Here is a 24,256-nt window from a genome sequence, read left to right on the forward strand (position 1 = left end):
TTCGGTCACCTCGGGCCGCATAGAATCGTCGACGATGCCTTCCATCGATTTGAATTCCGACCTCGGCGAAAGCTTCGGCACGTGGAAGCTCGGCGACGACGACGCCATGCTGACCCTCGTCACGAGCGCGAATGTCGCGTGCGGGTTTCACGCGGGTGATCCGACGACGATTCTGGCGACGTGCCGGGCTGCTGTCGACAATGCAGTTCGTATCGGCGCTCAGGTCGGGTATCGCGATCTCGCGGGCTTCGGCAGGCGTTTCGTCGACATGGAACCGGCCGACCTGACTGCGGACGTGCTGTATCAGATCGGCGCCCTGGACGGTCTCGCTCGTGCCGCGGGTTCCGCTGTCTCGTACGTCAAGCCGCACGGTGCGCTGTACAACGCGATCGTCGGCCATCGCGAGCAGGCCCGCGCCGTCGTCGATGCCGTCCGCACCTACGATCCCGCGCTTCCGGTTCTGGGGCTTCCCGGCTCGGTGTTCCTCGAGGAAGCGAGCCAGGCCGGCCTTCGTACGGTGAGCGAAGCGTTCGCGGACCGCGCCTACACACCGTCGGGAGAACTGGTGTCCCGGCGGGAAGCCGATGCGGTCCTGTCCGATCCCACCGAGGTGGCGAGGCGAGTTCTGCGCCTGGTGCAGGAGGGCACGATCGAAGCGATCGACGGGTCGACCGTACGGATCGACGCGGAATCGGTGTGCGTCCACGGGGACTCTCCCGGCGCCGTCGAGATGGCCGTGGCCGTACAGAACATACTGTCCGACAACGACATCGACATCACCGCGTTCGTCTGATGTTCGTCCGCTACGCCGGAGACCGGGCAGTGCTCGTCGAATACGCAGATCTCGCCGACGCCATGGCGAACTACCGGTCGTTGGCGGCATCGCGGATCGACTCGGTGGTCGACCTCGTCCCGGCCACACGGACAGTTCTGGTTCGGCACAACGGAAATCGAGACGCCGTACTCGCCTGGGTTCGCAGCACCGAACCGTCCGCGCAGGAAGTCGAGGACGACACCGACACCGTCGTCGTAGCCGTCACCTACGACGGTGAGGACCTGAGCGACGTCGCCGAGGCCACCGGCCTGACGGTCGCCGAGGTCGTCCGGGCGCACACCGAGCAGACGTGGACGGTCGCATTCGGCGGCTTCGCACCGGGATTCGGCTATCTCGTCGGTCAGGACGACCGCTTGACCGTGCCACGGAGAACAACACCGCGTACGACGGTGCCCGCCGGGTCCGTCGGGCTCGCCGGTGAATTCTCCGGAGTGTATCCACGCAGTTCACCGGGTGGTTGGCAGCTCATCGGCCGGACCGATGCCGTGCTGTGGGACGTGGAACGTGATCCACCGGCACTGCTCCGGCCGGGCGTCACAGTTCGGTTCGAACAACGATGAAATCCCTCGAGGTTCTCACCCCGGGCCCCCTGTGCACCGTCCAGGACCGCGGTCGTCCCGGGCATTCCGGGATCGGCGTCGGTTGGTCGGGCGCCGCGGACCGGGCTGCACACGACGCCGCGAATCGACTCGTCGGAAACACCGTCGACGCCGCAACCCTCGAAGCGACCTTCGGTGGCCTCCGCGTTCGGGCGCGTGGACAGGTGGTCGTCGCCGTCGTCGGTGCGGAGTGCCCGGTGACGGTCGGCGGCATCGCCGACGGCATGGAGTGCACGCTGATTCTGAACGACGGCGACGAATTGAGCCTGGGCACACCGACGTCGGGCCTTCGAACCTATCTGGCCGTGCGCGGCGGCGTCGACGTCCCGAAGGTTCTGGGCAGCCGGTCGACGGACACGATGTCCGGCCTGGGACCCCCGCCGCTCGAGGCAGGCACCATCCTCGCGGTCGGCGACGACGTATCCGATTGGCCCGCAACAGAACTGGCGCCGCAAGTCACATCATCCGGGCCGATCGGGATCGTGCCGGGTCCACGTGCGGACTGGTTCGACAATCCGTCGGCACTGTTCGAGCAGGAATGGACCGTCACCGCCGACGCCGATCGTGTCGGCGTACGCCTCGAAAGCGCCACCGCACTGGTGCGCACCGACTCCACTGAACTGCCCAGCGAGGGAATGGTGATCGGAGCTCTACAGGTGCCTCCGGACGGCAAACCCGTCGTCTTCCTGGCCGACCACCCCGTCACCGGCGGTTACCCGGTGATCGGCGTGGTGCGCGACGCCGACCTATCGCGGCTGGGGCAGCTACGGCCGGGCGACTCGGTGCGCTTCGGTCCTCGATAGATGCCTCGGCCTGCGCGTCACTTCGACGCAGCAGCCGCCAACTCTGGGACGAGCGCGTCGATCGCGAACGGCAGACTCAGGACGCTGCCCCATGTGAGGGCGCCGGAGACGATGGGGTCGTCGACGAAAACGTCCCGTCCGTCCTTGGCCACGTTCAGCACCTGATACGTGGGTGTCGCTCTGATTCGGTCGCTCGTGCCTTCGGTGCCCCCGGTGTTCCACACCAGAACGTCGAGGTCGAGCATCCCGAGTTGTTCCGTGCTGATCTCGAATGCATCGAGATCCCCTGCAAGGTCCGTGATCTGCTGCGGGATGACGAATCCGAGCGAAGTGAGCAGGCGGGACCGCTGATCGTTGGGTGACCGCACCCAGAACGAACCGGGCTCACCCGATTCGACCACCGCTACTGTCTTTCCTTCGAATTCGGGGTGGGCCTCGCGCTGCTCGCCGAGTTCGGCGTCGACGCTCTGGACGAGCTCTGCAGCTCTGTCGGCCTCGCCCAGCGTGTCGCCGACGAGACGCACGCTTTCCTGCCACGGCATACCGAAATCCGGATAGTCGGGCGAACCCGTCACCGTAGGTGCGATCTCCGAAAGCCTGGCGTACGCGTCGGTGCTCACGTCGATGTACTGCGCCATGATCAGGTCCGGTTCGAGCTTCGCTATGCCCTCGAAATCGATGTTGGCCGCACCGGTGAACTGGCCCCGGTTCAACACCTCGGGGTGGGCGTCGCCGAGGGCATCCTGCGCCCACGGCCACGTCGCGTCCGGATAGTCGCCGTACCAGTCGGTGACGCCGACCGGGACCTCACCGAACGCGAGCAGGGTGTCCTGATCGGAGTACCCGACCGTGACGATGCGCTCCGGGTCCACGGGTACCTCGGTGGTACCCAGCTTGTGGACGACGGATCTGGTGTCGCTCGCCGTATCGGGAGCGGACTCCGACGAACATGCGACCGATCCGAGCAACAGTCCGGCCGTCGCGACACCGGCGTACAGCCGTGACTTCTTCGACATCATTCGACACACCCTCTCTAAGGTGTGCCTAACCTACCAGCTGATTCGGAGCCGTGTGGTCAGAGCCTGCGCTGCCGTGCGATGTCGGCCAGCACGACTCCGGCCGCGACGGAGGCGTTCAAGGACTCCACCGGTCCGGCCATCGGAATGGACAGGATGGAATCGCACGTCTCGCGGACGAGACGGGACAGGCCCTTGCCCTCGGAGCCGACGACGATGGCGACGGGGCCACTGGCGTCGAAGTTGTCGAGCGTGGTGTCACCCTCGGCGTCGAGGCCGACAATGGTGACGCCCTTGGTCTGCCAGTCCTTGAGCGTTCGCGTCAGGTTGGTTGCGCGGGCGACGGGTAGGCGAGCGGCGGCACCGGCGCTGGTGCGCCACGCGACGGCGGACACGCTTGCACTTCGGCGCTGCGGAATGACGACGCCGTGGCCTCCGAACGCGGCAACGGACCGGACGACAGCACCGAGGTTTCGCGGGTCGGTGATGTTGTCGAGGGCAACCAGCAGTGCGGGCTCCTGCTGAGCGCGAGCGTTGCCGATGAGGTCGTCGGGGTGTGCGTAGCGGTACGGCGGCACCTGCAGGGCCAGACCCTGATGCAGACCGTTGGCGCTCAGCTTGTCCAGGTCCGACCGCGGCACCTCGAGGATGGAGATGCCGGCGTCGGCTGCACGCTGAACGCTTTCCTTCAGTCGTTCGTCGCTGTCCGTTCCGACGGCCACCCACAGTGCTGTGGCGGGGACGCCGGCGCGGAGGCATTCGACGACGGGGTTGCGACCGAGAACGACCTCGGGACCGTCGTCGTTCTTGCGACTGGCGACGCGTCCACCACCCTGGCGAGTGCCGCCGTTCCTGCCGCCGCTGTTCTGGGCGGCTTTGTCCGCCAGCTTCGCCCTGCGCGACGCCGGATGTTTGGTCCTGGCCTCGGCCGGAGGGGTCGCGCCACGCCCTTCGAGGCCCCGGCGACGGTTGCCACCGGATCCGGCGACCTGCCCCTTCTTGGTGCCTGACTTGCGTACTGCGCCGCGCCTACTGGAATTGCCTGCCATCACTGCCCTGCTTCGTCGTTACTGCTCGTGTCCCCGACGGTCCATTCCGGCCCGCTCGGGGTATCTGTCACATCTATGCCGGCCTTGGCAAGGCGGTCGCGTATCGCGTCCGCCGTCGGCCAGTCCTTGTCGATCTTCGCCTGCGCGCGACGCTGCAACTCTGCGTCGACGAGCACACCGAGCGCACCGACGACAGCGTCGTTGTCGCTTGCCTCCGACGACCAGTGTGCGTCGAGCGGGTCCACGCCGAGAATCGACAGCATGGCCCGCACTTTCGAGGCCTGCTCGACGGCGCCCAGGAGGTCGCCGCTTTCGAGGGCGCTGTTGCCTGCCTTGACCGTCGCATGGACGGCGGCCAAAGCCTTGGGTACGCCGAGGTCGTCGTTCAGTGCCGCGGCGAAGTCCTCGGTCCACGTCCCGAGTGGAACATCGCCCGCGCGTTCGACGGTCCGTTTGACGAATCCTTCGATGCCTCGGTACGTGACCGCCGCTGTCTGCAAGGCGTTGTCCGAGTACTCGAGCATCGAGCGGTAGTGCGCGCTGCCGAGGTAGTACCGAAGCTCTTGCGGCCGAACACTTTTGAGCACGTTGGGTACCGACAGCACGTTGCCGAGCGATTTGGACATCTTCTCGCCGCCCATCGTCACCCACCCGTTGTGCAGCCAGTACCGACTGAAGCCGTCACCGGCGGCTTTGCTCTGGGCACGCTCGTTCTCGTGGTGTGGGAACACCAGATCCAGACCGCCGCAATGGATGTCGAAATCGGATCCGAGGTACGCCTCGCACATCGCGGAGCATTCGAGGTGCCAACCGGGGCGACCGCGGCCCCACGGCGTCGGCCACGACGGCTCACCGGGTTTGGCGGCCTTCCACAGCGTGAAATCGCGAGGATCCCGCTTGCCTGCGCCGACGCTTTCGCCCTGGTGGACGTCGTCGAGCTTGTGGCCGGACAGCGCGCCGTAGTCGGGGAAGCTGACGACGTCGAAGTAGACGTCACCGTCGGCAGCGTAAGCGTGACCGGATGCGATCAGTCGCTCGATCAGTTCCACCATCTGCGTGATGTGCCCGGTCGCGCGCGGTTCCGCCGACGGCGGAAGCACACCCAGTTTGTCGTACGCCCACGTGAAGGACCGCTCGAACGTCGCGGCCCACTCCCACCACGGGCGCCCCGCGTCGCGTGCCTTGTTCAGAATCTTGTCGTCGATGTCGGTGACGTTGCGAATGAAAGCGACGTCGTAGTCGTGCGCCGACAGCCAGCGACGCAGGACGTCGAACGCGACGCCGCTACGAACGTGGCCGATGTGCGGTTCACCCTGAACCGTTGCCCCACACAGGTACACCGAAGCATGGCCAGGGACCAAGGGGGAGAATTCCCGCAGGGCCCTCGTCTCGGTGTCGTATAGGTGAAGGGTCACGACCAGCAATCCTACCGGTGCATTTACTCGCTCACGACAAGTGCGGTCGCGACGGCGGCGATTCCCTCGCCGCGGCCGGTCAATCCCAAACCGTCGGTGGTGGTCGCCGATACCGACACGGGCGCCCCCAGCACCGCGGACAACACTTCCTGTGCCTCCGCGCGCCGCGGGCCGATCTTGGGCCTGTTGCCGATGATCTGTACGGCAGCGTTACCGATGGAGAACCCGTTCTCCGTCAGCAATCGTCGGACCTCGGTCAGCATCGCAGCCCCGCTGACGCCGTCCCATTCCGGGCGGCCGGTGCCGAACACCGAACCCAGGTCACCGAGTCCAGCCGCGGACAGCAGTGCATCGCACAGCGCGTGCGATGCGACGTCACCGTCGGAGTGCCCGTCCAGACCGTCGGCATCGGCGAATTCGAGGCCCGCCAGCCAGCACGGTCGGCCTTTCGCGATGGGGTGGACGTCGGTACCGATCCCGACTCTCATGAGTTCTCCCGCCCGACGATGGCTTCCGCAAGAAGAAGGTCGTGCGGAGTGGTGATCTTGAAGGCAAGTGCGTCGCCGACGATGGTGTGGACGGTTTCGCCCAGACGTTCCACCAGGCCTGCGTCGTCGGTGGCGATGCTCGAAACTTCCGCGTAGGCGCGGTGCAGAAGGTCGGCGCGGAATCCCTGCGGCGTCTGTATCGCGCGCAACCCGCTGCGTTCGGGGGTGCCCAGAACCGCGCCCATGAGGTCGACGGTCTTGATGGTGTCGGCTACCGGCAGTGCGGGTACGACGGCGCCCCGGCCGGCTCGGACTTCCGCCACGACGCGCGCGATCAGCGACGCAGGGGTCAGTGCGCGGGCCGCGTCGTGGACGAGAACGATGTCCGCGCCCTCGGCTGCTTTCAGTCCGACGGCGACGGTGTCGGTTCGTTCTGCTGCACCGGCAACGACGGTGACGTCGGCGAACAGGTCACGTGTGTGCTCGACGAGTTCCTCCGGCACCATCACGACGATTCGGTCGACGGATCCCGATGCGATCAGGCCGTCGACCGAGCGTCGAAGAAGTGTGGTGCCACCGACTGTCACGAAGGCTTTGGGCAGACCCTGCTGAAGACGCAGGCCCTGCCCCGCCGCCGGAACGAGTGCGACGACGGAACCCGAGGTGGATCCTGTCACCGTGGTGTCGCTGGTGATCAGGATGCTGCGGCGAGTACTTCGTCCAGCATGGTGTCCGCCTTGGCCTGGTCGGTTCCCTCGGCCAGAGCCAATTCTCCGACGAGGATCTGACGGGCCTTGGCCAGCATGCGCTTCTCGCCTGCGGACAATCCACGGTCCTGCTCACGCCGCCAGAGGTCGCGAACTACCTCGGCAACCTTGTTGACGTCGCCCGAAGCAAGCTTCTCGAGGTTCGCCTTGTATCGACGGGACCAGTTGGTGGGCTCTTCGGTGTGCGGCGCACGAAGAACCTGGAACACCTTGTCCAGTCCTTCTTGTCCTACTACGTCGCGAACGCCGACATATTCGGCGTTGTCTGCAGGAACTCGAACGGTGAGATCGCCCTGAGCTACTTTGAGAACTAGGTACTCTTTCGGTTCACCCTTGATGGTGCGGGTTTCTATCGCTTCGATCAGCGCCGCTCCGTGATGGGGGTAAACGACGGTGTCTCCGACCTTGAAAATCATGTGTCCCGTGCCCCTTTCGATTTTCCCAGTTTACCACGCGCCCGGATCAACGGCGCAGGTCAGGGGCACGGAGCCGACGCGGCAGGGGTTGACATGGGCGCCTGGACGTGCAGTGCCGACCTCTCGAGTCGCCCCGCGGGCTCCGGTCTCGACCCCCGATTCGCATCCCTCCTCCGTGTGGCGCAGACGACACGGAGCAGCGCTTTCTCACCCCTCCGAGCATGCAATCGACACCCCGCCGACACGCCGAGAAGTCGGCAATCGGACAGCGTGTTCGCGCCCCAGCGATCCATCGCCGCGGGCTGACTACTACTCTGCCTAGTGGACCGACGAATCGGCTGAACGACGCAGCCGCCTCGCCCGCGCCATCGACACCGGCCACACCTGGAGGACGACGAAGTGACTGCGTTCATTGCTGCGACCGCGAACCCGAAGACCAGTACCAGCCTGGAGCCTGCGGTACGCCCCGGAAAGCGACTGGCAGCCGTTGTCGCCCTCGCAGCCGGCGGTGTACTCGCACTGTCCGCGTGCGGCGCAGGCCAGATCTCGCAGACGGCGACGCAGGTGTCCGCCGTCAACGGAAACTCCGCCGACATCGGTGACATCTCGCTGCGCAACGTCCACGTCGTCTACCCGCAGACCGAGGAGTACTCGATCGAGGCAGGCGGCAAGGTGGAGCTCGGATTCATCGCCGTCAACAACAGCCCCGCAAACGCAGACACTCTGACGCGCATCTCCACGACAGCGGCGTCGTCGATCACCGTCGGCGAAGAGCCGGGTGGAACCGAGATCGCACCGCTGACTGCACTCGGCGCCGGTACGCCCGTGGACAACGAGGCCACCAACCCCGACATTCCGCTCCAGTTCATCGTCGTCGAGCTCAACGGCATCGGCGAGGAAGTTCGTCCGGGCTTGACCGTTCCGATCACCTTCACCTTCGAAGACGCGGGCGACGTGGAGCTTCTCGTTCCCGTCGACGCCGGTCAGGTCCTCGAGCGCAACATCTCCGAGAAGTCCCCCGTCGAGGCGGAGCTGCACGGCGAAGCTGCGGAAGCCGAGCAGAGCGTCGTCGAGACCGAGGTCGAAGAAGGCGCGGACGGGAACAACTGATCTTCGACGCATTCGATGTCGGTGGTCACCTCTAGTCTTCTCCCGTGGCCAAACTGAAGTCCAACTACCGCTGTTCGGCCTGCCATCACACCGTCGCCAAATGGGTGGGGCGCTGCCCGGAGTGCGGTAGCTGGGGTTCGATGGACGAGGCCACGGTCCTCGCACCCGTCGCCACCCGAGCAGGCGCGTCCGGCCTCGGGGCCGGGAACACACGGTCGACGCTCGCGCCGATGATCCCGACGTCGCCCGCTGCCGCGATCACCCAGATCAGCAGCACGACGTCCCAGGCCAATTCCACCGGCATCAGCGAGTTCGACCGGGTTCTCGGTGGCGGCCTGGTCCCCGGATCCGTCGTACTTCTCGCGGGCGAGCCGGGCGTCGGAAAATCGACGCTGCTCCTCGAGGTCGTCCATCGGTGGGCACGGACGGGTGAGGACAGACGCGCTCTGTACGTCACGGGTGAGGAGTCCGCCGGGCAGGTACGTCTGCGTGCCGACCGCACCGGGGCTGTCCACGAGCGTGTGTTCCTCGCCGCCGAATCGGACCTTGCCACGGTGTTCGGGCACGTGGAGCAGGTCAAGCCCAGCCTGCTCATCGTCGACTCGGTGCAGACGATGCTCGCCGCCGACGTCGACGGAGTCATCGGCGGCGTCACCCAGGTACGCGCCATCACCAGTGCACTGACCTCGCTCGCCAAGACGACCGGAGTCGCGGTACTGCTCATCGGTCACGTCACGAAGGACGGCGCGGTGGCCGGACCGAGGTCCCTCGAACACCTCGTCGACGTCGTCCTCCACTTCGAAGGCGACAAACACTCCACCCTGCGGATGATCCGAGGCGTCAAGAACAGATTCGGCGCATCCGACGAGGTCGGCTGTTTCGAACTGCGCGAGACGGGCATCGTCGGCATCTCCGACCCATCCGGGCTGTTCCTGCACCACCGGACGGAATCCGTCGCAGGCACGGCGGTCACCGTCACCATGGACGGCAAGCGCCCCCTGCTCGCCGAACTGCAGGCACTCGTCGTCGAGACACACATGCCGTCACCGAGACGGGCCGTCAGCGGCCTCGACTCCGCCCGCGTCGCAATGATCCTCGCGGTCCTCGAGAAACACTGCGGCCTCAAGATCGCCAAGTGCGAGGTCTACGCCGCCACCGTCGGAGGTATGAAAACCACCGAACCCGCCGTGGACCTGGCCCTCGCCGCCGCCGTCGCATCCGGCGTCAACAACGTGCCACTCGATCCCGGCCTCGTCATCCTGGGCGAAGTCGGCCTCGCAGGCGAGATCCGCCGCGTGTCCGGCCTCGGCAGAAGACTCGCCGAAGCGGCACGCCTCGGCTTCACCCACGCCATCACCCCTCCACACGACGACCCGATGCCCGCCGGAATGAAAGTCAGAACAGTCACCAACCTCGCCGACGCCCTGACCTCCGTCCGTCCCCGCTCTCGCTAGTCAGCACGCAAATTCGGGTCATTCCGCGGGCTCCACTCCCGCATAATCGGGTCATTCCGCGGGCTCCACTCCCGCTCACGTAACCTCTTTCCTGCAGGACACGCACCACCCCTGCATCCGTGAACGCCGACATCGACGAGGGGATGAGCATGACCGACTCGACACGCGGCGAGCCGACGTCCCCTGTTCTCCGGGAGACCATTGCCCGCCTTGCCCCCGGCACTGCTCTCCGTGACGGGCTCGAGCGCATCCTGCGAGGCCGTACCGGCGGGTTGATCGTGCTCGGCTACGACGACGAAGTGGAAGCCATCTGCGACGGCGGATTCGAGCTGGACGTCGAGTTCGCCCCGACGAGACTGCGAGAACTGTCGAAGATGGACGGCGCCGTCGTGTTGTCGACCGACGGCAAGCGGATCGTGCGGTCCAACGTTCAGCTGGTGCCCGACCACAAGATCCCCACCGTGGAATCCGGTACGCGGCACCGCGCAGCGGAACGGACCGCGATGCAGACCGGCTACCCGGTCGTCTCCGTCAGCCAGTCGATGAGCATCGTCAGCGTCTACGTCGCCGGTATCCGGCATGTCGTCGAAGGTTCCGCGACGATTCAATCGCGCGCCAACCAGGCCGTCGCGACTCTCGAACGCTACAAAGCGCGTCTCGACGACAACACCCGGCAACTGTCGGTCGTCGAGATCGAGGATTTCGTGACCCTGCGGGACGCGTTGACCGTCGCGCAGCGGCTCGAGATGGTGCGACGCGTGTCGGTGGAGATCGAACAGAACGTTCTCGAACTCGGCACGGACGGAAGGCAATTGGCGCTGCAGCTGGAGGAGCTGCTCGGCGACAACGACATCGACCGTCAACTCGTCGTCCGGGACTACCTGGCAGGCACGGAACCTGCGGGCACGGCAGCGGTCGAGCGTGCGCTCGGCGCTCTGGACAAGCTGACCGACGTCGACCTTCTCGACCTGACGACGTTGGCGCGTGCGTTCGGCTATCCCGCGACGATCGAGGCCCTCGACACTCCGATGAGCCCGCGCGGCTACCGGGTACTGACGCGGGTACCGCGTCTGCAGTTCAGCCAGATCCACCGTCTGGTCGCATCCTTCGGCACTCTGCAGGGGCTTCTCGCGGCCACCGCCGCCGACCTGCAATCGGTCGAGGGCATCGGCGGCCTCTGGGCCCGGCACATCCGAGAAGGCCTGTCGCGCCTGGCCGAATCGTCCATCGCGGGGCCGTTCGACTGACGTCTAGGTGGTGATGTTGAACGGTTCCGGCGAGCTGCGCAGTTCACCGAGCTGGGCGATCACCTTGTAGGAACCGGCGCCGACGGGGACGCGTTCTTCACCGCAACCGGGAACCGAGTTGGTTCCCGACCACTTGACCGTGAACCCTGCCTGCTCACCCGGCTTGAAGGACCGCAGGTCCGACTGGGCGTCCGGGAAGCAGTCGGTGTTGGACCAGATTCGCTGATCGTCGAGGGTGAACACCAGAGCCTGCTGCAGACCGGCACCGACGTCACGTTGGCATTCCGTCGAGCTGATGTTGGTGATGACGACGGTGAATCCTGGCTCTTCGCCGACTCGGTACGTCGCCTTGTCCGGCGTCGCCTTGATCGCGAGACTCTGATCCGCGCACTGGTTGGAGGCCACCGGGAGATCCGCAGCGGGAGCAGCGGAGGTTCCCGAGGCTCCCGACGACGCGGGAGCGCCGCCGCCGGAGCCACCGGATCCTCCCGAACCGCCGGACCCACCCGAGCCGCCGTCCGATGCGGACGCCTGCTGCTGAGAACTCGTCGACGACGGGGCCGTGGTCGAGGGGCTTGCGCTCGACACGACGCCCGCCGGTTGGGTCTGCTGATCGTCCTCACCGCCACCGAGCGAGCTGATGAACCACACGATCAAACCGAGCACGACGACGGCAGCACCGATGGCGAGTGCGCGACGACGCCAATAGATTTCGGGAGGCAGCGGCCCGGTTGGTTGCAACACAGAACTACCGTAATTGGCGGTAGCTCAGCCATCCCGCAAGCACATACGGCGTGTCGCGTCGGACCTGGGTATTTACGTCAGGGCTTCTCGCCGATGTCGCCGATGACCTCTCGCAATCGCGCACTTCCCTCGGACAACTTGTAGGTCAATCCGACGATGGCGGCATCACCCGATTCGACTTTCTCCGCGATGATTCGGGAGCGCTGCATGAGCAGGTTGCCCGTTTCCTCGACGTGGCGGGCCATGAAATCGTCGACGTCGGTGTAGCCGTCGCGCCTGGCCGACAGGACCGACGGGGTGACGCGTTCGACGACGTCGCGGATGTAGCCGCCGGGGATGTCGCCGGAATCGAGTGCGTCCGTGGTGGCCCTGACGGCGCCGCACTTGTCGTGTCCGAGGACGACGATGAGGTGCGCACCGAGCACGGCTACGCCGTATTCGATCGAGCCGAGCACGGACGAGTCGACGGTGTGGCCGGCGGTGCGCACGACGAACATGTCCCCGAGGCCCTGATCGAAGATGATCTCGGCGGCGACGCGAGAGTCCGCGCAACCGAACAGAATTGCGCGGGGGCTCTGGCCGTCGGCGAGTCTGGTGCGGTCCTCGATACCCTGACTGGGATGCAGGGGGGCGCCGGCGACGAAACGCTGGTTACCCTCTTTGAGAGACTTCCATGCTGATGCTGGGTTGGAGGCAGGCATGTAAGTCATTGTGCATGGGTCGACGATTACCGGCGAGTCAGGTTCCCTCGCCGGTCCCGGACGGCCACCGGACCGTCGCGCGGACGAAAGGCTGTTGAGGACACGTGCCCATCGATACGGCAGCGTTGCTGAGCTGGTTCGATGCCGAGGAGCGGGATCTGCCGTGGCGTCGGCCCGGAGTGACTGCCTGGCAGATACTGATGAGCGAGATCATGCTCCAGCAGACACCGGTCTCTCGCGTGGCTCCGATCTGGGAGGAGTGGGTTCGGAAGTGGCCCGTTCCGTCGAAGATGGCGGCGTCGTCGCAGGCCGAGGTTCTGCGGGCCTGGGGCAAGCTCGGCTATCCGCGTCGGGCTCTGCGGTTACACGAATGCGCGTCGGTCCTGGCGTCCGAGCACGGTGACGTGGTGCCCGACGACGTCGACACTCTCCTGGGATTGCCCGGTATCGGCGCGTACACCGCGCGTGCGGTGGCCTGCTTCGCCTACGGTCGGCGAGTTCCGGTCGTCGACACCAATGTTCGTCGTGTCGTCGCCCGTGCTGTGCACGGCGAGGCGGAGCCGGGTAATCCGTCGACGACGCGTGATCTCGCGGACGTGGACGCCCTGCTCCCCCGCCCGAAGGCTCGCGCGGCGCGGTACTCGGCGGCTCTGATGGAACTCGGCGCGTTGATCTGCACGGCGAAGAACCCGGCCTGCCTGCTGTGTCCGCTGCCGAAGTGCTCGTGGATCGACGCGGGGAGACCGGCGTACACAGGTCCGGCCAAGAAGGTGCAGAAGTTCGCCGGCACCGATCGACAGGTGCGCGGAAAGCTGATGTCCGTGCTGCGGGAGAGTCCCGGCCCGGTGGAACGGGCGCAGTTGGACATCGTGTGGCTCACCGATCCCGGTCAGCGCGACAGGGCGCTGGATTCGCTGCTGCTCGACGGTCTGGTCGAGCAGACCGAGTCCGGTCTGTTCTGTCTGGCGGGCGAGGGCTGATCAGCGCAGGAAGTCCGCCAGAACCTTGTTGACGACGTCGGGTCGTTCGAGGTAGCCGAAATGCCCGGTGTCCGGGATCTCCTCGTAGCGTGCTCCCGGAATTGCCTGGGCGACTTCACGGCTGAGGTGCGCCGGGATCAATCGGTCGTCGGCGAATCCGATGACCAGCGACTTCGCGGTGATCTTGCGATACGCCGTCAGCCGCTCGGTGCCCGCGCGCATCTCCAGACCGATCTGTGCGCGTCGGCCCGCAGTCGGCTGCCCACCCGAGAATTCCAGCACGGCAAGCCAATCCGCGATCGCTTGCTCGTTCCGCAGCGTTGCGGGCGAGAAGTTGTTCATCGCGGTCATCGCCGCACGGTAGGACGCGGGGAGCGTGATCCCGGCGTCGTACAGATCGCGTTCGGCCTGCGACCACGCCTTCTGCATCGTCGACGACCGCCCGTACGTCGCCATCATCACGGCGTGGGAGACGAGGTCGGGTCGGGCGAGCGCGAGTTCCTGCGTGACGCGCGCCCCCATCGACGTACCGACGACGCGTGCTCGCATGCCACCGAGATGCTCGATCAGCGCGGCCGTGTCGGCGACGAGGTCGTCGAGCATCATGGACCGGCCGGCCTCGAACGACGGCGAAACACCCCGGTTGTCGAACGTGACGACCCGAAAACCGGCCGTCACCAGCGCGGGCACCTGATGCGCCTTCCACACTCGTCCCGGGCTGCCGGTTCCCATCACCAGGACCACGAGGGGGCCGGAGCCCGTGACCTCGTAGTCGATTTCGATTCCGTTGAGCTTCGCCGACGACATTCGCGTCATCGTAGTGCGGTCAGGAAGCTCGTCACCGCCTCCTGGTAGATCTGCGGGGACTCGTCGTGGATCAGATGGGCCGCGCCGGGCACGAACACGTACTCGGACTTCGGGTTCCGCGCGTGCATCTCCGCCATCTGCCCGTCGGGTGTGATCCCGAACTCACCTTCGAGAAGCAACGACGGCACGTCGACGGCTTCCCATTCCGCCCAGAAGTCCCGCCTTCCCCATTCCGACGAGATGGCCTCGAACGTCGAAACCTCACCGTGCAGGTACCACCCGTCCTCCCGTCGGGTGAACGAATCCAGGAAGTATCGGCCCGCCACCTCCCCGAAGTAGTCGAGGACGGCGGCCTCCGTCGGAAACGGCTGCGGCCAGTTCCTGATCATCGCGGCCCAGGCGTCGGCCGTCCTGCCACGGAAGTCCGGCGCGATGTCCTCGACGACGAGGGCCGTCACCAGTTCCGGACGGGCAGCGGCCAGGCACCATCCGTGCAGGGAGCCCATCGAGTGGCCGATCACCGCCGCCCCGCCCAGCGTCTCGGCATGCGCCGCCAGATCCTCGACGAAGGCTTCGGTGGTCAATGTCGAGGGCGGCGGACGCCGGTGGCCCGGAGCGTCGTACGTATGGACGTGGCCGAGGGTGCGCAGCCAGGGAAGGGCGCGCCGCCACGTCCCGGAGCTGCCCATGAGCCCGTGCAGCAGCAGGATCGGCGGGCCGTCTCCACCCTCGTCGTGCAGCATCGAGGACGATGGTAGCCGCGCAGGTAATCTGGCGTCATGGCTGTCGTCAAGATCAACGCAATCGAGGTTCCCGAGGGCGCTGGCCCCGAGCTGGAGAAGCGCTTCGCTGCACGAGCAGGTGCCGTCGAGGGTTCACCCGGCTTCCTCGGTTTCCAACTTCTCCGCCCCACCAAAGGCGAGGACCGCTACTTCGTCGTCACGCAGTGGGAGACCGAAGAGGCCTTCCAGCAGTGGGCGTCGGGACCTGCCAGGGCCGCTCATTCCGGTGAACGCGCGAAGCCGGTCGCCTCGGGGGCGTCACTGCTCGAATTCGAGGTCGTGCTGGATGTGACTCCGGGGCGCTGACCCGTGCCGCGGGTCCGAGTGTCCGTGCACCGCGTACCCCGTCGTTCGTGATTTCTTCGCGGTGTACATCGCCGAGTCGGCGCGCCGGAACAGGTCGTCGGCATCGGCGGTGTAGTTCTCGTCCACCGCGATGCCGATGCTGGCCGCGACGGTGATGTCGAAGCCGTCGATTCCGAACGACACTGCGAGTCCCTCGAGAATGCGCATCGCCACACCCACAGGATCGGGTCCAAGGTGCAGGACGACGAACTCGTCGCCGCCGAACCGCGACACGATGTCGCCCTGGTCGACGGCATCTGCCAGGAGAGTCGCCACGAACTGGAGCGCCCGGTCACCCACCGCGTGACCGAGGGTGTCGTTGATCATCTTGAAGTTGTCCAGATCGACCACCAGAACCGCTATCGGACAAGGGTTCCCGTGGACCCTCACGTCTGCGATGCGCTGACGCACCAGCACCCTGTTGGCCAGACCGGTCAACGGATCGTGCGCTATCCGACGACGCAGTTCCGTCTCCAGGTCCTGCCTGCGCATCGCCGCGGACACCACACCTGCGACCGTCTGCAGGTAGGCCAGCTCTCCGTCGCTGAATTCCCCTGACTCCGCGCTGTACACCGCGAGCACTCCCCACGGCTCATCCGATCCTTCGATGACCACGGCGGCGCCGCTGCGCACGCCTCGTGCCACCATGAAATCCGTCGGGAATCTCGTTTCGGTGTCCCGGTCCGCGCACGTGACCGGAGCGTCGGAGCGCAACGCGAGTCCAGCATGCGACAAGCGCGACAACGGAATTGCGGACGGCGGGGCGCTGGGACCGGAGTAGGACACGGCCAACAGTTCGGAGCGATCCGGAGCGCTCGGCTCGAAGACGACGGCACAGTCCATCCCGGCGAGCGCCGCAGCAGCGTCGGTCGCCTCGGCGAGAATACGAGACCGACCGGCAGTCAACGCAGTTCGACTCAGGTCGGCGACCGTCCGCTGCTCACGCGCGTGGGCAGCGGCGTCCGCGACGGCTTCGCGCAGGCGGCACTCGACGTCGAACCGTCCGCGAAGGTCGCGTGCGACGACGGCCACGACAGGCGTGCGAGCATGTCGTCCCGTGACGACGAACGCCGATACCCAGACAGGGATGTCGGCGCCCGAACGCACGTGCCGCAGGACACTGTCTCCGGTCCAGACGCCACCTGCACCGAGTGCCCGCAGGACTGGGTCGACATCTCCTGCGACACGCAGCGATTCCCTGAACTCGATGCCGGCCGCCCCGGCCCCGACGAGCCCCTGGGCGGCCGAATTGGCGTACGCCACATGACCGTCCGCGCCCCGCAGGTACATCGCGTCGGGCGAACGTTCGGCAATCGCGGCGAATTCTGCCACCCAGTCCGCGACCTGTGGCTCCTCGATGTTCAGTTTCGATTCGCTGCCGATCCGACGGCTTTCGCACCATGAGAAGCCGATGACGAGGGCAGTGACGGGTGCGATTCGGGGCTCGGTCGGCCGGCCCCGACGAGGCTCTCGATTCGATCGATCGAGGTCTCCAGTTCTTCCTCGGGGACCGGATGACCGATGTGGAACCCTTGTGCACCGTCACACCCGAGTGCGCGCAGGCGTTCGAGAGTCTTGGCGTCCTCGACGCCCTCCGCGACGACGGTCATGCCCAGGCTCCGGCCGAGATCGATGGTCGACCGCACGATCGACGCATTGGTCGGTTGACTGTTCATGGCCGTGACGAACGACTTGTCGATCTTCAGGGTCTGGACCGGCAAGGATCTCAGGTAGGCCAACGAGCTGTAGCCGGTGCCGTAATCGTCGATGGCGAGCGAGACGCCCAGATCCCGGAGCGCGACGAGCGAATCGACGGAACGACGGGGGTCGGTCATGGCCGTGGTCTCGGTGACCTCGAACTGCACCGCCGATGCAGGGACACGGTGGGATTGCAGGGCGGTGGCCACGTTCTCCACCAAGGTGGCGTCCAGCAGGTTGCGGACCGAGAGGTTGACGGACACGCGGAAGTCCGACCGATTTCGGCGGAGGGTGCTGCAGCATTCCAGCGCATCGTCGAGGACGTAGGCGGTGATCGAAGGGAGCAGACCCGAGCGTTCCGCGTCGGGGAGGAACGACCAGGGCGAAATGAGGCCCTCGCGTGGATGCTGCCACCGCAACAGTGCTTCGACTCCCGAGATCCGGCCCGTCTTCAGATCCATGCACGGCTGGAAGAACACCCGCAGTTGCCGTTCGCGGATGGCGGTTTCGAGTTCCCCGAGCAGTCGCATCTGATCGTGGCGGTCGGAGTCCATAGCCGGGCTGTACAGCGACGAGCGTTCGTGGCCGTGCTTGGCGAAGGTGAGCGCGACGTGGGCGTGCTGCAGGAGGGCCTCGGCGTCGACGACGGCAAGCTTCGAGGACTCCACGACGCCGACCGTCGCGTCCAGAGCCACATTGATGTCGCGGACGAACATGGTCTCGCTGACTGCGCTGCGAAAATGATCCGCAGCTACCGACGTGGAGACGACCAACCGGTCCGCGGCCAGGGACACCACGAACTGGTCACCGCCGAGACGCCCGACGACGGAATCGCTCGCCGCTGCCGCCGACAACCTCTGCCCGATCTCACGGAGCACGCGATCCCCGACCGGATAGCCGAAGGTCTCGTTGATCTGCGCGAAGCGGTCGACGTCGACGACGAACACGACGACACCACAGGCACCGGCGTCGGCGAGGGAGCGGTCGAGAAGTTCTTCGAGGTGGCGTCGGTTGGCCAGCCCCGTCACCGGGTCCGACACCGCGGCGATGGACAACGCTTCGGCCTGTCGGCGCAGCGCCGCCAGGAAACATGCCATCCGCGCCGCGACCAGTACGACGGCAAGAACCGACGACCCGAACACGACCCAGCCCCATTCGGAGACCGGCACGCCGCGTACGAGTTCGATGCCCATCACGACGGGAGACAGCAGAATGCCTGCACTGAGCCCAGCGAGCCGAGTGCGTTCGACGACCCGTCTCGGCTTCTCGTCGGGCACGGTCCAGAGTTTTTGTGGCGGATACAGGGTCGCCGCCGTCAGAAGGATGTAGCCGATGAGCCATCCCGCGCTGACCACGCTCGTGTCGCGGAATTCGAACCGCTCGACGGCGAGGAAATTGATCCACGCCGACACCGCGAACGTCACGAAACCCGCCGCCGTCATCGTGAACGGCAATGTTCGTGCACGCTTGGACAACAGGAGGATGACGAGCAACGAGACGACGAAGCCGTCTGCGGTGGTGTAGACCACCACAGGCCAGTACTCGGAGAACGCATCGAACCCGAGGGAGATGTCCGGGCGGCTGCCGACGACGAAGATCCACGCAGCCAGCCCGACGCCGGTGGCAACGATCGAGCCCTCCAGTGCGTCCTCCAACCGGAGAACGCGATGGCCGTTGTCGTCGTGGATCAGGAGCACACCGACGATGAACGCAGCGTGCCCGAGAAGGTAGGCGGCGTCGGCCGGCGAGACCATCGGCACGGTTGTGTCGCCCAGTAGATACACCGCGGTGATCAGATCGCCGAGGCCCCACGCCACGAGGCCCATCAGCAGGAAGAACCACGTGGGTCGGTTGGCGAGGCTCCGGTGCTTGCTGACGCAGGCGAACGTCACGACGCAGGCGGCGGTGATCAGCGCGTACACCGAGATCCTGGGCAATCCGCTCGGCAGCCACAAGTAGACGCCGGTACCCACCAGCCCTACCGACAGGAAGCTCGACCACCTCATGCCCCGAGTGAGTCCTTTCCGGGTCCCAACCACCGTCGTGTCCGTTTGTTCGAATCGCGTCAGGCGTACGAACTGCATTCGATGCCGTTTGCCGTTCGGATTGCTCGACTTGTCCAGGATCTCAGACACGACGGTTGGAAGGTTATCTAGCCTCCCTCACTTCTTCAGTGACAGGTCACAATTTCGGGCGATCAGCCCGTTTTCTTCGATGGTCGGCCGTCAGGACTCGAGCGCTGCGTCGAGGGTGATCTCCACACCGGTGAGAGCCTTGCTGACCGGGCATGTCTCCTTCGCGGCCTGCGCTGCCTTCGCGAAGCCCTCGGCGTCGAGGCCGTCGACCTCACCGCGAACGGTCAGCGCGATCCCCGTCAGCTTGAACCCTGGGTCGTCCGGTCCGAGAGAGACCTCGGCCTTGACCTCGAGACTCTGCGGCGTGCCACCTGCCTCCGCGATGAGGGCGGACAGCTGCATCGCGTAGCACGACGAGTGCGCCGCAGCGATCAGCTCTTCCGGACTGGTGGTGCCGTCGGCGTTCTCGGCAGCACGCTTGGGAAACGAGACGTCGAACGTTGCTGCGCCGGAACTGGTGAGTTCCACCTGACCCGAACCGGCTTCCAGAGTTCCGTTCCATGCAGTGCGCGATGTACGTGTGGGCATAGCGTCTGACTCCTCTCGACATGCGCCCGGCCGGACGACAGGGCCGCATACTCGAAGGCTAGCGATTCAATCCGGCAGACTCCTGCTGTCCTGGGAATGATAGTGCGCCAGAAGCCTTTTCTCCTCGTCATGACGAGGGAATGCGAAGAACACGAGGACTGCTCCGACGACCACCACCGCGATCGCGGCCGCATACGACCGTTGATCACCGTCGAGAAACGCCTGCCTCGCGGCGTCGATGATCTGATCGCCGTACTGCGGATACCGCTCGGCCATGTCGGCCGCGGACGAAAAGGACTTCGTCAGGATCGACTGAGTCTCGGTACCGACCTGGCTCGCCTGCGGCGAATTCGCGATCGCGGACGTCAACGACGCTGCATATCCCGCCGTCAGCAGGGCCCCGAGCGTCGACTGCATGATCGCGCCGCCCAGATCGCGCTGCAGATCCGCCGTTCCCGACGCCATTCCTGCCCGATCGACGGGCACCGACCCCGTCAACGAGCGCGACGCCGGGGTACCGGCGAACCCGACGCCGATTCCGAGCAGCACGTAGCTCAGGGCGACGAACAGGTAGGAGACGTTCTCCTTCCAGGTAGCCCACGCGACGACGAGACCGAGAACGATGAACAAGTAGCCGAGCAGCAGCGTGAACCTCGACCCCTTCGACTCGACCAACTTCGCCGACTGCGGTGCGACGAGAACCATGGCGGCAGCCGCGGGAAGCGTCGACGCCCCGGCTTGCAGAGTGGAGTACTCGAGCACGTTCTGCAGGAATTGCTGACCGACGAAGATGACGCCCATCAGCGAACCGAAGACGATGATGCCCGCGAGCGCCGCCGCCCAGAAGGTCTTGCGGCGAGCGATGGACAGGTCGTACAGCGGGAACTCGGCACGTGCCTGCCGCAGCACGAACACCGCACCCGCCGCCAGGGCAATCGCCCCGAGTCCGATCGCGAGTGTCCCTTTGCCGTCGACCGGTGCGAAGTTGATGCTCAGCACGAGCGCCGCGATGAACACCACGGACACCATGCCGCCGAGGTTGTCCACCGGGTCGGTGGTCTCGTTGACGTGGGACGGTACGAGCACGGCAGCCAGCAGCAACGCCAGTCCGGCCAGCGGAAGCGTCACGAGAAACACTGCACCCCAGTGAAACTTCTCGAGCAGCGCCCCCGACAGCAGCGGTCCCAGTGCGGACAGGGCACCGCCCAGCGCAGACCACAGTGCAATGGCCTTGGTCCGCGCCGGCCCCGACCACAGCGCCGTGATCAACGCCAGCGTCGTCGGATACGCCAGGCCCGCCGACACACCTCCCAGTAGTCGTGCGCCGAACAGCACCTCGAAGTTCGGCGCGAATCCGGCGATCACACATGCCGGCACCGACAACGCCATGCCCAGCACCAGAAGCATCTTGCGGCCGTACCGGTCACCGAGCGCGCCCAGATACAGCACCGACGCCGCCAACCCGAGCGAATAGGCAACGGCGATCAGGTTGAGCTGCGTCTGGCTCGCGTCGAAGTCCCGGCCGATCTCCGGCAGCGCCACGTTCGCTACGGCAAGGTTCAGATTCGCCACCGCAGCGACCAGGATCAGAACGAACAACACCAGTCCGGCGCGGGCCGGCTTCGAGTCGAGGGGCACGACCGTCAGTCAAGCGCATCGCCCGCACACTGCGCCTCACCTGTTGGGTGCGAAGTTCTGCCGCCCCCTCTCGCTCGCAAGAGTGGGCGCGTCGTTGGCCTGCGACCCCGGTCTGTCCGCACTACGGTGACGGCTGTGACTCGAATCCGGTGCACGGTGCTCATCGCCCTCGTCGTGGCCTCGTTGGGAGCGGCACCTGCTCAGGCCGATCCGCTCACCGACTTCTACTCCGCACCCGTACCCGACATCGACGCGCGAGCAGACGGCGATGTCGTGCGATCGATCCGCGTCGGACCACCTCTCGGCGACGGACTCGGGCTGGACATCGACCGAATTCTTTACCGCACCACGAACACTCAGGGCGACCCGACGGTAGTCTCCGGCTACACGATGACACCGACCGCACCCTGGCCGGGGCCAGGCCCGAGGCCCGTCATCGCCTACGCCCCGGGAACATCCGGGATGGCCGACCGATGCGCCGGTTCGGCAGTGCTGGGAACCGTCGGGTCTTCCCCCGCTGTCCTACCACTCCTCCTCGCCGGATACTCCGTCGCCGCCACCGACTACGTGGGCCTCGGAACCCCGGGCGGGCACACCTACCTCGAACGAGTCGACGCAGCTCACGCCCTGCTCGACGTCGCACGCGTCGGCGCCGGGGACTCGGACGCACCTGTCGTCCTGTTCGGCTACTCCGAAGGCGGCCACGCCGCGGGGGCCGCGGCAGAACTGGCGGCGTCGTACGCACCGGAACTCGACGTCCGCGGCTCGTACATCGGCGCGCCACCGGCCGATCCGACGCTCAACATCGACAACCTCGACAACACGCCGCTTGCTCCTGCACTGCTCTACGCTGTCGGCGGGCTGATCAACGCGCACCCTGACGACGCCGAACGACTTCGCTCACAATTCAATTCGAACGGTCAGGCCCTGCTCGACGAGTCACAGAACTGGTGCTCGACCGATATAGCCGCCAACCGGCTCCTGCGATCGACCGACCTCACCTCCGACGGCCGATCCCTCGCAGCACGGCTCGCCGAGGAGCCCGCGGCATCGCTGATGCGCGCGAACACCGTCGGATACGGAATGCCGAGCGCCCCGGTTCTTCTGTCGCAATCCGTCGCCGACGACACCGTGCCGATCCAGCAGAGCCGGACACTCCGAGATCGCTGGACAGCAGCCGGATTCACCGACCTCACCTACATCGAGTACCCGATCCCCCGCGTCCCGGTTCCCGGCGTCAACCACGCCCCCGGTGGATTGATCGCCTATGGCGACGTCATGCCCTGGATTGCGGGCCTCCTCGCGCGCTGATCCCGGCCCACCCCCGGCCCAGCCCGGCCCACCCCCGGCATCGATGCCGGGGGTGGGCCGGGCTGGGCCGGGGGTGGGCCGGGATCAGCGCGCGAGGAGGCCCGCAATCCAGGGCATGACGTCGCCATAGGCGATCAATCCACCGGGGGCGTGGTTGACGCCGGGAACCGGGACGCGGGGGATCGGGTACTCGATGTAGGTGAGGTCGGTGAATCCGGCTGCTGTCCAGCGATCTCGGAGTGTCCGGCTCTGCTGGATCGGCACGGTGTCGTCGGCGACGGATTGCGACAGAAGAACCGGGGCGCTCGGCATTCCGTATCCGACGGTGTTCGCGCGCATCAGCGATGCCGCGGGCTCCTCGGCGAGCCGTGCTGCGAGGGATCGGCCGTCGGAGGTGAGGTCGGTCGATCGCAGGAGCCGGTTGGCGGCTATATCGGTCGAGCACCAGTTCTGTGACTCGTCGAGCAGGGCCTGACCGTTCGAATTGAATTGTGAGCGAAGTCGTTCGGCGTCGTCAGGGTGCGCGTTGATCAGCCCGCCGACAGCGTAGAGCAGTGCAGGAGCAAGCGGCGTGTTGTCGAGGTTGTCGATGTTGAGCGTCGGATCGGCCGGTGGCGCGCCGATGTACGAGCCGCGGACGTCGAGTTCCGGTGCGTACGACGCCGCCAGTTCTGCCGCGGCCCCCGCGGCGTGGCCGCCTTCGGAGTAGCCGAACAGGACGACAGGTGCGTCCGAGTCCCCGGCGCCGACGCGTGCGACGTCGAGCAGGGCGTGAGCTGCGTCGACTCGTTCGAGGTAGGTGTGCCCGCCCGGGGTTCCGAGGCCCACGTAGTCGGTGGCGGCGACGGAGTATCCGGCGAGGAGGAGTGGTAGGACAGCGGGGGAAGACCCGACGGTTCCCAGCACTGCCGAACCGGCGCATCGGTCGGCCATCCCGGATGTTCCCGGGGCGTAGGCGATGACGGGCCTCGGGCCTGGCCCCGGCCAGGGTGCGGTCGGTGTCATCGTGTAGCCGGAGACTACCGTCGGGTCGCCCTGAGTGTTCGTGGTGCGGTAAAGAATTCGGTCGATGTCCAGCCCGAGTCCGTCGCCGAGAGGTGGTCCGACGCGGATCGATCGCACGACATCGCCGTCTGCTCGCGCGTCGATGTCGGGTACGGGTGCGGAGTAGAAGTCGGTGAGCGGATCGGCCTGAGCAGGTGCCGCTCCCAACGAGGCCACGACGAGGGCGATGAGCACCGTGCACCGGATTCGAGTCACAGCCGTCACCGTAGTGCGGACAGACCGGGGTCGCAGGCCAACGACGCGCCCACTCTTGCGAGCGAGAGGGGGCGGCAGAACTTCGCACCCAACAGGTGAGGCGCAGTGTGCGGGCGATGCGCTTGACT

24 protein-coding genes are annotated in these 24,256 nt (G+C 66.4%); 9 read left to right on the top strand and 15 right to left on the bottom strand.

Going from position 1 to position 24,256, the window contains the following annotated elements; translation table 11 throughout:
- Window positions 1-34: 34 nt before the first annotated feature.
- The 3 genes from CH290_RS03600 to CH290_RS03610 are packed head-to-tail and all read left to right on the top strand — an operon-like array spanning window position 35 to window position 2,237.
- A complete protein-coding gene (locus CH290_RS03600) occupies window positions 35-793 on the top strand; it encodes a LamB/YcsF family protein (protein ID WP_019663091.1) in 759 nt (252 codons plus the stop codon).
- Window positions 793-1,395 carry a 5-oxoprolinase subunit B family protein gene (locus CH290_RS03605; RefSeq protein ID WP_033190152.1) on the top strand — a complete coding sequence of 201 codons (603 nt, stop codon included), beginning with the start codon at window positions 793-795 and terminating at the stop codon, window positions 1,393-1,395. The genes CH290_RS03600 and CH290_RS03605 overlap by 1 nt, the downstream gene beginning before the upstream one ends.
- A complete protein-coding gene (locus tag CH290_RS03610; RefSeq protein WP_019663089.1) occupies window positions 1,392-2,237 on the top strand; it encodes a 5-oxoprolinase subunit C family protein in 846 nt (281 codons plus the stop codon). The genes CH290_RS03605 and CH290_RS03610 overlap by 4 nt, the downstream gene beginning before the upstream one ends.
- Before the next feature lie 17 nt (window positions 2,238-2,254).
- Here CH290_RS03610 and CH290_RS03615 read toward each other — a convergent pair whose 3' ends face one another.
- Genes CH290_RS03615 through carD form a run of 6 tightly spaced genes read right to left on the bottom strand, consistent with a single transcriptional unit; the run spans window position 2,255 to window position 7,388 of the window.
- The gene (locus CH290_RS03615; RefSeq protein ID WP_026347425.1) at window positions 2,255-3,256 is read right to left on the bottom strand and encodes an iron-siderophore ABC transporter substrate-binding protein; all 1,002 of its coding nucleotides are present in this window, start codon (window positions 3,254-3,256) and stop codon (window positions 2,255-2,257) included.
- Between the two features lie 56 nt (window positions 3,257-3,312).
- Window positions 3,313-4,302, bottom strand: coding sequence for a 23S rRNA (guanosine(2251)-2'-O)-methyltransferase RlmB (gene rlmB, locus CH290_RS03620; RefSeq protein ID WP_019663087.1), 990 nt, complete (start codon window positions 4,300-4,302; stop codon window positions 3,313-3,315).
- Complete coding sequence (gene cysS / locus CH290_RS03625; protein ID WP_026347424.1) at window positions 4,302-5,717, bottom strand: cysteine--tRNA ligase; 1,416 nt, start codon at window positions 5,715-5,717, stop codon at window positions 4,302-4,304. The genes rlmB and cysS overlap by 1 nt, the downstream gene beginning before the upstream one ends.
- Before the next feature lie 23 nt (window positions 5,718-5,740).
- On the bottom strand, window positions 5,741-6,205 hold the full coding sequence (gene ispF, locus CH290_RS03630; protein WP_019663085.1) for a 2-C-methyl-D-erythritol 2,4-cyclodiphosphate synthase: 465 nt from the start codon (window positions 6,203-6,205) through the stop codon (window positions 5,741-5,743).
- Complete coding sequence (gene ispD / locus CH290_RS03635; protein ID WP_019663084.1) at window positions 6,202-6,882, bottom strand: 2-C-methyl-D-erythritol 4-phosphate cytidylyltransferase; 681 nt, start codon at window positions 6,880-6,882, stop codon at window positions 6,202-6,204. The genes ispF and ispD overlap by 4 nt, the downstream gene beginning before the upstream one ends.
- A gap of 17 nt (window positions 6,883-6,899) precedes the next feature.
- Window positions 6,900-7,388, bottom strand: a complete 489-nt coding sequence (gene carD, locus CH290_RS03640) for an RNA polymerase-binding transcription factor CarD (RefSeq protein ID WP_019663083.1) — start codon at window positions 7,386-7,388, stop codon at window positions 6,900-6,902.
- Window positions 7,389-7,835: 447 nt separating this feature from the next.
- On the opposite strand from carD, the gene CH290_RS03645 reads away from it, so the two are divergent.
- From CH290_RS03645 to disA, 3 genes are all read left to right on the top strand, one after another.
- Window positions 7,836-8,498 (top strand): copper chaperone PCu(A)C domain-containing protein, encoded by a 663-nt coding sequence (locus tag CH290_RS03645; protein WP_371828088.1) that lies wholly within the window; start codon window positions 7,836-7,838, stop codon window positions 8,496-8,498.
- A gap of 44 nt (window positions 8,499-8,542) precedes the next feature.
- A complete protein-coding gene (gene radA / locus CH290_RS03650; protein WP_020110908.1) occupies window positions 8,543-9,952 on the top strand; it encodes a DNA repair protein RadA in 1,410 nt (469 codons plus the stop codon).
- A 149-nt stretch (window positions 9,953-10,101) separates the two neighbouring features.
- The gene (disA, locus tag CH290_RS03655; protein WP_019663080.1) at window positions 10,102-11,199 is read left to right on the top strand and encodes a DNA integrity scanning diadenylate cyclase DisA; all 1,098 of its coding nucleotides are present in this window, start codon (window positions 10,102-10,104) and stop codon (window positions 11,197-11,199) included.
- Between the two features lie 3 nt (window positions 11,200-11,202).
- On the opposite strand, the gene CH290_RS03660 is transcribed toward disA, so the two are convergent.
- Complete coding sequence (locus CH290_RS03660; protein ID WP_020110910.1) at window positions 11,203-11,943, bottom strand: hypothetical protein; 741 nt, start codon at window positions 11,941-11,943, stop codon at window positions 11,203-11,205.
- Between the two features lie 77 nt (window positions 11,944-12,020).
- On the bottom strand, window positions 12,021-12,644 hold the full coding sequence (locus CH290_RS03665; protein ID WP_019663078.1) for a carbonic anhydrase: 624 nt from the start codon (window positions 12,642-12,644) through the stop codon (window positions 12,021-12,023).
- A gap of 104 nt (window positions 12,645-12,748) precedes the next feature.
- Between CH290_RS03665 and CH290_RS03670 the strand changes: the two genes are divergently transcribed.
- Window positions 12,749-13,624: an HhH-GPD family protein gene (locus CH290_RS03670; protein ID WP_033190151.1), complete on the top strand. Its 876-nt coding sequence runs from the start codon at window positions 12,749-12,751 to the stop codon at window positions 13,622-13,624.
- On the opposite strand, the gene CH290_RS03675 is transcribed toward CH290_RS03670, so the two are convergent.
- Window positions 13,625-14,431 carry an alpha/beta fold hydrolase gene (locus tag CH290_RS03675; RefSeq protein WP_019663076.1) on the bottom strand — a complete coding sequence of 269 codons (807 nt, stop codon included), beginning with the start codon at window positions 14,429-14,431 and terminating at the stop codon, window positions 13,625-13,627.
- 5 nt (window positions 14,432-14,436) lie between these two features.
- The gene (locus tag CH290_RS03680; RefSeq protein WP_020110912.1) at window positions 14,437-15,174 is read right to left on the bottom strand and encodes an alpha/beta fold hydrolase; all 738 of its coding nucleotides are present in this window, start codon (window positions 15,172-15,174) and stop codon (window positions 14,437-14,439) included.
- Between the two features lie 36 nt (window positions 15,175-15,210).
- Here CH290_RS03680 and mhuD point away from each other — a divergent pair, with 36 nt between their 5' ends.
- Window positions 15,211-15,519, top strand: coding sequence for a mycobilin-forming heme oxygenase MhuD (gene mhuD / locus CH290_RS03685; RefSeq protein WP_019663074.1), 309 nt, complete (start codon window positions 15,211-15,213; stop codon window positions 15,517-15,519).
- On the opposite strand, the gene CH290_RS03690 is transcribed toward mhuD, so the two are convergent.
- The 4 genes from CH290_RS03690 to CH290_RS03705 all read right to left on the bottom strand — a co-directional run bounded on the left by CH290_RS03690 (window position 15,472) and on the right by CH290_RS03705 (window position 21,557).
- Window positions 15,472-16,890, bottom strand: a complete 1,419-nt coding sequence (locus CH290_RS03690; protein WP_019663073.1) for a sensor domain-containing diguanylate cyclase — start codon at window positions 16,888-16,890, stop codon at window positions 15,472-15,474. The two genes, mhuD and CH290_RS03690, sit on opposite strands and share 48 nt — an antisense overlap.
- Window positions 16,891-16,919: 29 nt before the next feature.
- A complete protein-coding gene (locus tag CH290_RS03695; RefSeq protein WP_230621056.1) occupies window positions 16,920-19,262 on the bottom strand; it encodes a putative bifunctional diguanylate cyclase/phosphodiesterase in 2,343 nt (780 codons plus the stop codon).
- A gap of 219 nt (window positions 19,263-19,481) precedes the next feature.
- The gene (locus CH290_RS03700; RefSeq protein ID WP_019663071.1) at window positions 19,482-19,919 is read right to left on the bottom strand and encodes an OsmC family peroxiredoxin; all 438 of its coding nucleotides are present in this window, start codon (window positions 19,917-19,919) and stop codon (window positions 19,482-19,484) included.
- Between the two features lie 66 nt (window positions 19,920-19,985).
- Window positions 19,986-21,557, bottom strand: coding sequence for an MFS transporter (locus tag CH290_RS03705; protein ID WP_019663070.1), 1,572 nt, complete (start codon window positions 21,555-21,557; stop codon window positions 19,986-19,988).
- A 135-nt stretch (window positions 21,558-21,692) separates the two neighbouring features.
- Between CH290_RS03705 and CH290_RS03710 the strand changes: the two genes are divergently transcribed.
- Window positions 21,693-22,868: a lipase family protein gene (locus CH290_RS03710; RefSeq protein ID WP_230621055.1), complete on the top strand. Its 1,176-nt coding sequence runs from the start codon at window positions 21,693-21,695 to the stop codon at window positions 22,866-22,868.
- An 84-nt stretch (window positions 22,869-22,952) separates the two neighbouring features.
- On the opposite strand, the gene CH290_RS03715 is transcribed toward CH290_RS03710, so the two are convergent.
- Window positions 22,953-24,128 (bottom strand): lipase family protein, encoded by a 1,176-nt coding sequence (locus CH290_RS03715; RefSeq protein ID WP_230621055.1) that lies wholly within the window; start codon window positions 24,126-24,128, stop codon window positions 22,953-22,955.
- Window positions 24,129-24,256: the final 128 nt, after the last annotated feature.

The organism is Rhodococcus sp. 06-156-4 (genome assembly GCF_002259345.1).
In the GTDB taxonomy this organism is placed as follows: Bacteria; Actinomycetota; Actinomycetes; order Mycobacteriales; family Mycobacteriaceae; genus Rhodococcoides; species Rhodococcoides fascians_E.